Source organism: Bradyrhizobium sp. 164 (assembly GCF_023073715.1).
Classification (GTDB): Bacteria; Pseudomonadota; Alphaproteobacteria; order Rhizobiales; family Xanthobacteraceae; genus Bradyrhizobium.
This window is the reverse complement of record NZ_JADPKA010000095.1, coordinates 274,741-282,700: the sequence shown is the minus strand read 5'-3', so window position 1 is coordinate 282,700 and position 7,960 is coordinate 274,741. Positions and strand designations below refer to the sequence as shown.

General features: G+C 63.0%; 11 protein-coding genes and 1 pseudogene. 5 read left to right on the top strand and 7 right to left on the bottom strand.

From position 1 onward, the window contains the following. Positions 1-180: hypothetical protein (locus tag IVB01_RS29855; RefSeq protein ID WP_247495115.1), on the bottom strand; the 180-nt coding region annotated here is incomplete at its 3' end. A gap of 92 nt (positions 181-272) precedes the next feature. Between IVB01_RS29855 and IVB01_RS29850 the strand changes: the two genes are divergently transcribed. Beyond that, on the top strand, positions 273-1,253 hold the full coding sequence (locus IVB01_RS29850) for an NAD(P)H-binding protein (RefSeq protein ID WP_256464877.1): 981 nt from the start codon (positions 273-275) through the stop codon (positions 1,251-1,253). A 30-nt stretch (positions 1,254-1,283) separates the two neighbouring features. Here IVB01_RS29850 and IVB01_RS29845 read toward each other — a convergent pair whose 3' ends face one another. Beyond that, complete coding sequence (locus IVB01_RS29845; protein ID WP_247495113.1) at positions 1,284-1,625, bottom strand: hypothetical protein; 342 nt, start codon at positions 1,623-1,625, stop codon at positions 1,284-1,286. Between the two features lie 321 nt (positions 1,626-1,946). On the opposite strand from IVB01_RS29845, the gene IVB01_RS29840 reads away from it, so the two are divergent. After that, positions 1,947-2,414 carry a MarR family winged helix-turn-helix transcriptional regulator gene (locus IVB01_RS29840; protein WP_247495112.1) on the top strand — a complete coding sequence of 156 codons (468 nt, stop codon included), beginning with the start codon at positions 1,947-1,949 and terminating at the stop codon, positions 2,412-2,414. A 198-nt stretch (positions 2,415-2,612) separates the two neighbouring features. On the opposite strand, the pseudogene IVB01_RS29835 reads toward IVB01_RS29840, so the two are convergent. Continuing rightward, positions 2,613-2,853: pseudogene (locus IVB01_RS29835) on the bottom strand (hypothetical protein). A gap of 386 nt (positions 2,854-3,239) precedes the next feature. On the opposite strand from IVB01_RS29835, the gene IVB01_RS29830 reads away from it, so the two are divergent. Beyond that, positions 3,240-4,169 (top strand): Ku protein, encoded by a 930-nt coding sequence (locus tag IVB01_RS29830; protein ID WP_247495111.1) that lies wholly within the window; start codon positions 3,240-3,242, stop codon positions 4,167-4,169. 312 nt (positions 4,170-4,481) lie between these two features. Here the strand turns inward: IVB01_RS29830 and IVB01_RS29825 are convergent, their stop codons facing one another. From IVB01_RS29825 to IVB01_RS29810, 4 genes are all read right to left on the bottom strand, one after another. Beyond that, positions 4,482-4,739 (bottom strand): hypothetical protein, encoded by a 258-nt coding sequence (locus IVB01_RS29825; RefSeq protein ID WP_247495110.1) that lies wholly within the window; start codon positions 4,737-4,739, stop codon positions 4,482-4,484. 128 nt (positions 4,740-4,867) lie between these two features. Then, on the bottom strand, positions 4,868-5,590 hold the full coding sequence (locus tag IVB01_RS29820; RefSeq protein ID WP_247495109.1) for an SOS response-associated peptidase family protein: 723 nt from the start codon (positions 5,588-5,590) through the stop codon (positions 4,868-4,870). A 2-nt stretch (positions 5,591-5,592) separates the two neighbouring features. After that, a complete protein-coding gene (locus IVB01_RS29815; RefSeq protein WP_247495120.1) occupies positions 5,593-6,042 on the bottom strand; it encodes a hypothetical protein in 450 nt (149 codons plus the stop codon). 10 nt (positions 6,043-6,052) lie between these two features. Further along, positions 6,053-6,460, bottom strand: a complete 408-nt coding sequence (locus IVB01_RS29810; protein WP_247495108.1) for a hypothetical protein — start codon at positions 6,458-6,460, stop codon at positions 6,053-6,055. 127 nt (positions 6,461-6,587) lie between these two features. Between IVB01_RS29810 and IVB01_RS29805 the strand changes: the two genes are divergently transcribed. Both IVB01_RS29805 and IVB01_RS29800 read left to right on the top strand, forming a co-directional pair. Further along, positions 6,588-6,947, top strand: coding sequence for a hypothetical protein (locus IVB01_RS29805; protein ID WP_247495107.1), 360 nt, complete (start codon positions 6,588-6,590; stop codon positions 6,945-6,947). Then, complete coding sequence (locus IVB01_RS29800) at positions 6,944-7,924, top strand: ATP-binding protein (protein ID WP_247495106.1); 981 nt, start codon at positions 6,944-6,946, stop codon at positions 7,922-7,924. The genes IVB01_RS29805 and IVB01_RS29800 overlap by 4 nt, the downstream gene beginning before the upstream one ends. Positions 7,925-7,960 lie beyond the last annotated feature (36 nt).

Here is a 7,960-nt window from a genome sequence, read left to right as displayed (position 1 = left end):
GACCAGCTCCGACGACCCGAGCGCTCCCAGCAGAGCACGCCGATCAAAGGGGTCCCTTTTGGATGCCGATAGGGGGTCCCAGTCGAACGCCGATTGACAACAAATGGCCTTGAGCGTGTCGTGATGCCTGAAGTCGGGCACTTTCTCCATCTCGAACAACCCGACGCCGTCTTCGACCACATTCTCCGCTTCATAAGAACCTAACCGATCCCGCGCGCGAGGATCGGACCTGTCCAGGAACCACTCGGTCACTCAGCCAACAGGACAAATCGATGTCGAAGCGGCCCCCAATATTGATCACCGGTGCCGGTGGGGAGGTTGGCTCTGTCAGCAGGACGATGATCAAGATGCTGCTGCAGCAATATCCGGTGCGCGCCTTCGTTAGGACGGACGACGAGCGGGCTGAGGCGCTTCGACAGGCCGGAGCTGAGGTATTCGTCGGCGACCTTCTCAATGCCTCCGATGTCGCGGCTGCCCTGAAAGGTTGTCGCCGGATCTACTTCAGCATGAGCTTGAACCCCTACTATAGCGAAGCGACCATCCTGATGGCCGCCGCTGCGCGTGCGCAAGGCGGCAACGAGGTTTTCGTGAACATCTCGGAGTTCGAGCAGACCTTCATGACGTTCTATCGAATGACCGCCGAGCGGGAGGCGCGAATAGCCTGGCTGGGCGGATCTGTCGCCGAGTGGTCGTCGCAACAGCGGGCACATTGGGCGTCGGAGCAGGCGTTGCAATGGTCCGGTCTCCCGGTCGTCAACATCCGAGCAACGATATTCGCCGAGAACCCGATCCTTTCCTGGTTTCCGCTCAAGCAATTGCTGAGCGCGGGCGAACTTCATCTGCCGTTTGGCACTCAGAAGATCGCGCCAATCGCTGCCTATGACGTTGCGGAAGTTTGCGCGAAAATCCTGACCGACCCGCCGTCGCACATATCAATGTCGTATGCGCTCACGGGACCGCTGTTGAAGGACATGCACGGGTTTGCTGAGGACTACGGCGCCGCGCTGGGGCGCCAGGTTTCGTACGTACCCCAGGACCTGGACGCCTGGATCGGCACATACATCGACAGGGCTCTGGCATCTCGCAATCCGCACATTGCGAACCACCTGAAAACCATCGCCCGCCTGGTCGCAGGCGGACGTTATGACGTTGTCACCGACGAGCTCGAGCGATTGCTTGGGCGCGCTCCAAAGACCGTCCAATGGGCTCTCGAACACAATCCGCGTATCGGCAAAGCACTGGAGGGCGCATGATCGGCGTGACTGCGGCTCGAGCCCCACATGTCACATCATGGTGCCCGGCAAAAAGCAGCGCACCCGCGGGTGGCCATCAATGTAGTAGTTCCAAACCATAGTTCGCCCGACCTTGTTAGGCTGTGTGATCACGGCCCCGTCCGGCACCATCACCCACTCATTGTTGATGCGCACACGATAGTGGCCGTGGTCGGATTCCCAGTCGACATCCGCGACGAAGTATCCATCCGCATCCGAGCAGCACTGCCCAAAGTCGCTGGACAGGCTTTCGAACCAAGGCTTCAGTGGTGAACCGGTGTAGCGCCCATCGTCACGCGCCAGCGCGGAGGTGGCCAGCATGATCAGGCCCAGCGACAAGCCCATGCGGTTCATGGCGCGCAGCCCGGGTTTCCAGCCATGTACAAATCCACGTGGCGCACGAGAGCTCTGAGCTTGGAGACCTGCCGGATCAGCAGCTCGCATACGGCATGATCGAGAGTCCCTGCGGCATCCGAGATCAAGACAGGAAAATCCATATCTCCTCCTCCGGAGTCCCCAGCCGAGGCGGCGTCGGGCACAAATAGGGGCATATCAAACTATATTGGATATACAGCAGGAGGAGCCCTCGTTCAACTGGTCTCTCGGATCCCGCCGCTCTGGAACTATCGACAGCAAACACGCGCGGGTGATATCTTGCGCATCGGAGGGGGATCGATGACGAGAGCAGCTGTAGGAGCATCGAATTTCGTTGATGACCCGGCGCGCTGTAACTGCAATCAGGTCCGCCGCGCAGCCCGTCGTCTCTCGCGCTACTATGACCTCGCCCTCGCCCCGAGTGGGCTCAAAGCGACGCAATATAGTCTGTTGAGCTATCTGGTGACGTCGGGGCCAATGACGATGGCGCGTCTCGCCAAGCTGATGTCCATGGACCGCGCCACCACAGGCCATAACCTCAGACCGCTGGTGCGTGACGGTTTCGTTGAGATTTCAGTCGGCGAAACTGACCGGCGGGAACGGATCGTTACCGTCACAAAGCTGGGTCACAGAACGCATACCAGAGCCCTGGCCGCATGGCGGCGCGCGCAGACCGCCTTTGAAAAGGCCGTGGGCGAACGTGAGGCCTCTGATCTCCGCGACTTGATGAACCGAATCGTTGACCTTCCTCTTCCCGACCCTGAGTAGATCGCATGATCCAGTGCGGCGCTCGACCTCGCTCTCGGCCTTGCGGGAAGCGTCCCGCTCGCGGCAGAGATCGTCTGACCTTCGCCCGCATCCTCAAGATTTCGGCCGAGGCGCTCGCGACGCCGGCCCGCTGCGGCATCTGGATCTGGCGCTCCTGGGCGCGGAGTTGTCCGCGCATGCGGGCGATCTCGTTCCGGATCAGGTGCTGAGATCGTCCGGCACGTAACTTCCGGATCAGCCTGGCGTCGCTGAAGTCGCCGCTGGACGGGTCGCCTGTCCGCGAGAAAGCGATCGCGCCGGCATGGCCCGGCTTGCGGGACAGCGCCTCGGCCCGCATGACCGCAGCGTTGGCGCTCAAGCATTCCGCGGCCTCGCCGGCGGCCACGCCGTCGTCGGAGAAAACGAACGGCAGAGCGACATAGTAGGTCACTTCAGACATCTGCCTCATCCTTTGCGTTCGCGCGCCCCTGGGAGCCGCCCGCGGGCGTAGCCGGTCGACACCTTCCTCCGGAGCCCGTCGAGCTGGGTCTCAAGAAAGTCGTTCGCCACAAGCGCCCTCACGGCTTCCCGGGCGTCGCCGCCGCAGGCCGCAATCGCCCTCGGCGGCCGCCTCAAGATCATCGGGGGCCGGTCCGGCCTGCTCGGAGGTGGCGTTCATCCGATTATGTTCCTGTTTTGTTCCGTAGAGTCAAGAGACGCCACCCTAATTCAAATGGCGTGACGGCGAGCTCTGAAGGAATTTCGGGGATGTCGGCTGGTGTGTCGGAACCGGCACTCGGCGTTCGTCTTGAATCCAAGCCGTCCCTGTTTCGGAGTTCTGCGTACATGGCCCCCCGCGCCAACTGGAAAGGCTTCCTGCGTCTGTCCCTCGTCACCTGCCCGGTGGCGCTTTACCCGGCCACGTCCGAGAGCGAGAAGATTTCCTTCAACCAGCTGAACCGCCAGACTGGCCATCGGATCAAGTACCTGAAGGTCGACGCTGACACCGGCGAGGAGGTCCCGAACGAGGACATCGTCAAGGGCTACCAGCTCGAGAAGGATCAGTTCATCGAGGTCTCCAAGGAAGAGCTTGAGGAGATCGCGCTGGAGTCCACGCGAACCATCGAAATCGACGAGTTCGTCGACAAGACCGACATTGATCCGCGCTACCTGATCCGCCCCTATTACATCCGCCCGGACGGCAAGGTCGGCCACGACGCCTTCGCGGTGATCCGGGAGACCATCCGCGAGATGGACAAGGTCGCCATCGGGCGGGTGGTGCTGACCAACCGCGAGCACATCATCGCGCTCGAGCCAATGGACAAGGGCCTCGTCGGCACGCTGCTGCGCTATCCATACGAGGTGCGCAGCGAGCAGGAGTATTTCGACGAGATCCAGGACGTGAAGGTGACGAAGGACATGCTCGATCTGGCCAGGCACATCGTGAATCAGAAGGCCGGCCGGTTCCGCCCCGAGAAGTTCGAGGACCATTACGAGACCGCGCTGATCGATCTTATCAACCAGAAGCGCGCGGGGAAGCCGATCCTGCCCAAGGATCGGCCGAAAGGCGAGAACGTCGTCGACCTGATGGATGCGCTGCGCAAGAGCGTCGGCGCCGCGACGGCGGAGACCAAGGCTCCGAAGAAGGCGGCCAAGAAGGCGAAGAAGGCGGCGGCCGGCCAAAAGGAAATGCTGATGCCGATCGCGGGCAAGAAGCCGGCGAAGGATACGGCAGCGAAGAAGCCCTCGGCCAAACCTCAGCGGAAGTCCGCCTGACCCCAGAATAGGACCGAGGCCTCCGGGCTGACGGACGAGCACCGACCGACAGCAGATGCGCGCCGGCGACCGCCGCAGTCGCTTTCCGAGGATGCCGCGGCTCGTTGGGCCGAGCGCTGCGCGAGGTGACCGTGAAGGCCCCGTTGCAGACGCTCTTTGTCGCGTTCGTGCTCGGTATGTGGGTCGCCCGTCGGCGGTAAAATAAGCCGCGAGCATCACCGCCGTGGCAAACGATCAGGACGTCTCAGATTTCGAAGCCGAGCCTTCGGCTCCTGTAGCGCAGCGCGTCGACGTGGCGGCGGAGCAGGCCACTTACTCGCATTCCGGGCAGGTATCGCCGATCGAATCCAAGACCTCGCGGATTTCGGCGACAGCCTGATCCGGAGACAAGCCGTACGGTGGGTCTTGCTTCGCGATATCCAAGGCGTGCTCGCGCGCATGCGGATCGGCCCGGTCCTTTGCCCAGCCGTGCTCCTCGCATTCGTGGATGGCGCCCGCCTCCTGCAGCACGTGAATGGCCCAGCCGCGCTGCGTACGGATCGCCCGCGGTGTTTCCTTCGTCATCAGCATCGAGATAGCTCCTGCCGAAACGAATCGTTCGGACCGCCGGCTCGTTCCTAGCGGTTAGCACGGGGCAGGGATTCCGAAATGCAGAGGCTCCGGCTTGTTCCACCTGTTCCGCCGACCTGTGCAGAACTCTAAACCGTCGGCGACGGGTCTTCCTTCACACCGCGAGCGACGATCCGCAGCGCGCCGTCTGGCAGTGGTCGCTGCAGCTTCAGCGCCTCCTCGGCCGGCGCAGTCATCCAGGCCTCGACCTCGTCCGGTTTCGTCAGGATCACCGGCATCGCTTTGGGGTGGATGGCTCCGACTTCGGCGTTCGGCTCCGTCGTCAGGAATGCGTACAGGTCGTTGGTGGTCTCGCCCTCCTTGACCTTCCGGACCGACGTCCAGTTCGCCCAGATGCCCGCGAAGCAGGCGAGCGGGCGAGTCTCGTCAAGCGCGAGCCAGATGTCGCCGCCCTTGGCCTTGTTGAACTCGCTGAAGCTGTTGAACGGCACCACGCAGCGATTCTCCGGACCCAGCCACCGGGTCCAGTGTTTGCTCATCACGTTGCGGATGTTGGTCGTACCGCCGTCGGGCTCCATCCGAAGCAATTCCTTGAAATCGACCTCCTTGCCCTTGGCCTGCAGTTTCTCCGCTCGCTTCTTCGTCGCGTCCATCAGCGCCATCGACGAAGACGGCATGCCCCAGCGTGCGGTCGCGAGCTCGCGGCCGTCGGCGCCGGTCCGGACGATTGGCGCCTTGTAGTCCGGAAAAACGCCGGGCATTGGCGCGAGGTTGCCGACGTACCGGTTGACGACACGGAACAGCGCGCTGATGGCAGCCTGATTGGTGGTGATCGAGTAGAGATTGCACATCGTCAGGTCTCCGGGGCGGCCTGGCGAGGGCGCTGCGCCAACTGTAGCAGCGTCGCCGCCGGGCGGCGATTGGCCTTGGCGCACTTGCTGCAGCGGAGGCGGCTCGCAAGATCATGGACGAAGGTGGTCGGCGGATGGCGCAGCGCGGCCATGTCGACGTCGCGAGCGGCTTTACAGCGGGAGCATTCGATTTGGAGCCAGCTATAGCCGCCGTTGATCGCCTGGTCGATCGTCGGCGACGGGTCGATCGGTTCGCCATCCGACCACATGCGTTCGTTCCAGCTTTCGCAGAGGAGCTTGTCCGCTGTCCGGATCAACGCCTCCCCTTTGGCCCTCGCCTCCGCCGACTGCGCGGCCAGGATCGAGATCATGGCGCGAGCGCGACCGAGCTCTTTGGCGAGGGCCTTGCGGTCGCCTCCAGAGAGGGGCGTGGGGTGGTGTTTCGGCGCCATCGCGAGGCGCTCAGTCGAACGACGGCCAGCAGCCGTCTTCCTCATGGCGCCCAGTCCGGTTGGTGCAGGTGTTGTCCAGCAGGCGCTGGCCTACGTCTCTCCAAATCGCGTCCGGACCATACAGGAGGGCGGCGTCGGCCTTCTGTATCTCGACGGTCCGGCCGCAGCGCCGGCAGCCCACCCTCAGTAAATGTTGGGGGATTTGGCTCAGCCGCAGCAGGCGTCCGGACGCGCCCGGGTCTGGACGGCAGGCGTCGGTACCAGAGTCGTCCAGCAGCGCCCGCCAATATTCTGGGGGCAGATCATCGTAGGGAGCCGCCCCGGGCACGGTAGGGACCTTCCTGCCGACTTCGGCGGCCGCCAGCTTGTCGATCTGTCGGGGTGTCGGCATGCGCCAGCTTGCGGGGCGGTAAGTCATGACATATTAGAACATAGCAAGAACATAAGAGTCGAGTCTCATTGCAGCCGCGCGGGACCTGCGTTGCCGGTACCTACACACCGTCGGCAGCCCTTGTCGAACAGGTTTGTTTATGCAATAAACGCACATGGCCGGACGCCCCAAACGCATCCCAGACCCCGATCTGGCGAAGAAATTTCACGATTGGAGATCGGATGCCGGGCTTACCGTCTCGGCGGCGGCCGGACGCTTGGATATCGCTCCGTCGACTTTGACGAGGTCATTGAAAAGCGATAGCTTTTCGTTCGACTTGCAGAGGCGCCTGAAGCGCTTGATCGAGGGGGGGTCCGGTGCTCCTTCCTGGGCCGCCTCGGCCGCTAGACCGGCGTTCGATGCCCTGTCGATAAAGGATTTGCATTTATTGCACGAATTTGTTAATTTGATACCGAAGGCCGAGGCAATATTGAAGTCGGTTCTGGATCTGCGCGCCGAAGGGGATACGCCATGACGAACGCCAAGCAGATCATCGCCATGATCCGAAGCCACGCCGCCGGCGATAGCCAGCAGTTCCTGTCGATCGCCGAGCACATCGCGAACGATGCCGACAAGGCCGGCAAGAACAAGGTGGCCGACGAGATCATGAATCTCGTCCAGCGGGTCCGCAACCAGGCTCCCGCCGCGCACCGGGCGCAGCCCATACCGATGGCCGCGCCGCGCGGAGAGCTTTCGGGACTGGTTGGCACGTCGTATCCGGAATTCAACGTGTCGGACTTGGTCGTGAACACGGACCTACGCGACCGGATCATGAGGATCGTCCGCGAGCATCGGGAGCGGGAGACGCTGGAAGCCGAGGGAATGCGTCCCCGCAGGAAGTTTCTGTTTTCCGGCCCTCCCGGCACCGGGAAGGGGATGACGGCTGCAGCCATCGCGTGCGAACTGGGGCTTCCGCTCTTCAAGATCCGTCTGGACGGGGTGATCACCAAGTTCCTCGGCGAGACCGCGGCGAAGCTGCGGCTTATCTTCGACGCCATGCAGAGCGCCCGCGGGGTATACTTTTTCGACGAGGTCGACGCCTTGGCTTCGAGTCGGGGTTCGGATAACGACATCGGCGAGGCCCGCCGGATGCTGAATTCGTTCCTCCAGTTCCTCGAGGACGACGATTCCTTCAGCGTGATCGTGGCGGCGACCAATCACCGCTCCCTGCTGGACGCGGCCATCTTTCGGCGTTTCGACGCGGCCCTCCTCTATTCGAACCCCACGTTGGAGCAGGCGCGGCAGGTGTTGCGCAACAACCTGCTCCGGTTCGACAGGGAAGCAATCGCATGGGACGACGTCGACGCGCACGCGAAAGGGCTAAGCCAGGCCGATCTCGCTGCCGCGGCCGAGGATGCGGCCCGGATCGCGGTCCTGGACAACCGGCGCGTGCTGACAACGGAAGTTCTCTGTCGCGCCCTGGACGATCGCGCTAACATCCACCGCGAGTAGGCGGCGAATCGATGCCGCCCGGCGAGTGAGCACCGG

Bases quoted from the DNA above. Each gene is read 5' to 3' on its own strand.
- IVB01_RS29840 (WP_247495112.1), top strand. From the start codon at position 1,947: ATGACGAGAGCAGCTGTAGGAGCATCGAATTTCGTTGATGACCCGGCG.
- IVB01_RS29825 (WP_247495110.1), bottom strand. From the start codon at position 4,739: ATGCTGATGACGAAGGAAACACCGCGGGCGATCCGTACGCAGCGCGGC.
- IVB01_RS29815 (WP_247495120.1), bottom strand. From the start codon at position 6,042: ATGGCGCCGAAACACCACCCCACGCCCCTCTCTGGAGGCGACCGCAAG.
- IVB01_RS29805 (WP_247495107.1), top strand. From the start codon at position 6,588: ATGGCCGGACGCCCCAAACGCATCCCAGACCCCGATCTGGCGAAGAAA.
- IVB01_RS29830 (WP_247495111.1), top strand. From the start codon at position 3,240: ATGGCCCCCCGCGCCAACTGGAAAGGCTTCCTGCGTCTGTCCCTCGTC.
- IVB01_RS29845 (WP_247495113.1), bottom strand. From the start codon at position 1,625: ATGAACCGCATGGGCTTGTCGCTGGGCCTGATCATGCTGGCCACCTCC.
- IVB01_RS29810 (WP_247495108.1), bottom strand. From the start codon at position 6,460: ATGACTTACCGCCCCGCAAGCTGGCGCATGCCGACACCCCGACAGATC.
- IVB01_RS29850 (WP_256464877.1), top strand. From the start codon at position 273: ATGTCGAAGCGGCCCCCAATATTGATCACCGGTGCCGGTGGGGAGGTT.
- IVB01_RS29800 (WP_247495106.1), top strand. From the start codon at position 6,944: ATGACGAACGCCAAGCAGATCATCGCCATGATCCGAAGCCACGCCGCC.
- IVB01_RS29820 (WP_247495109.1), bottom strand. From the start codon at position 5,590: ATGTGCAATCTCTACTCGATCACCACCAATCAGGCTGCCATCAGCGCG.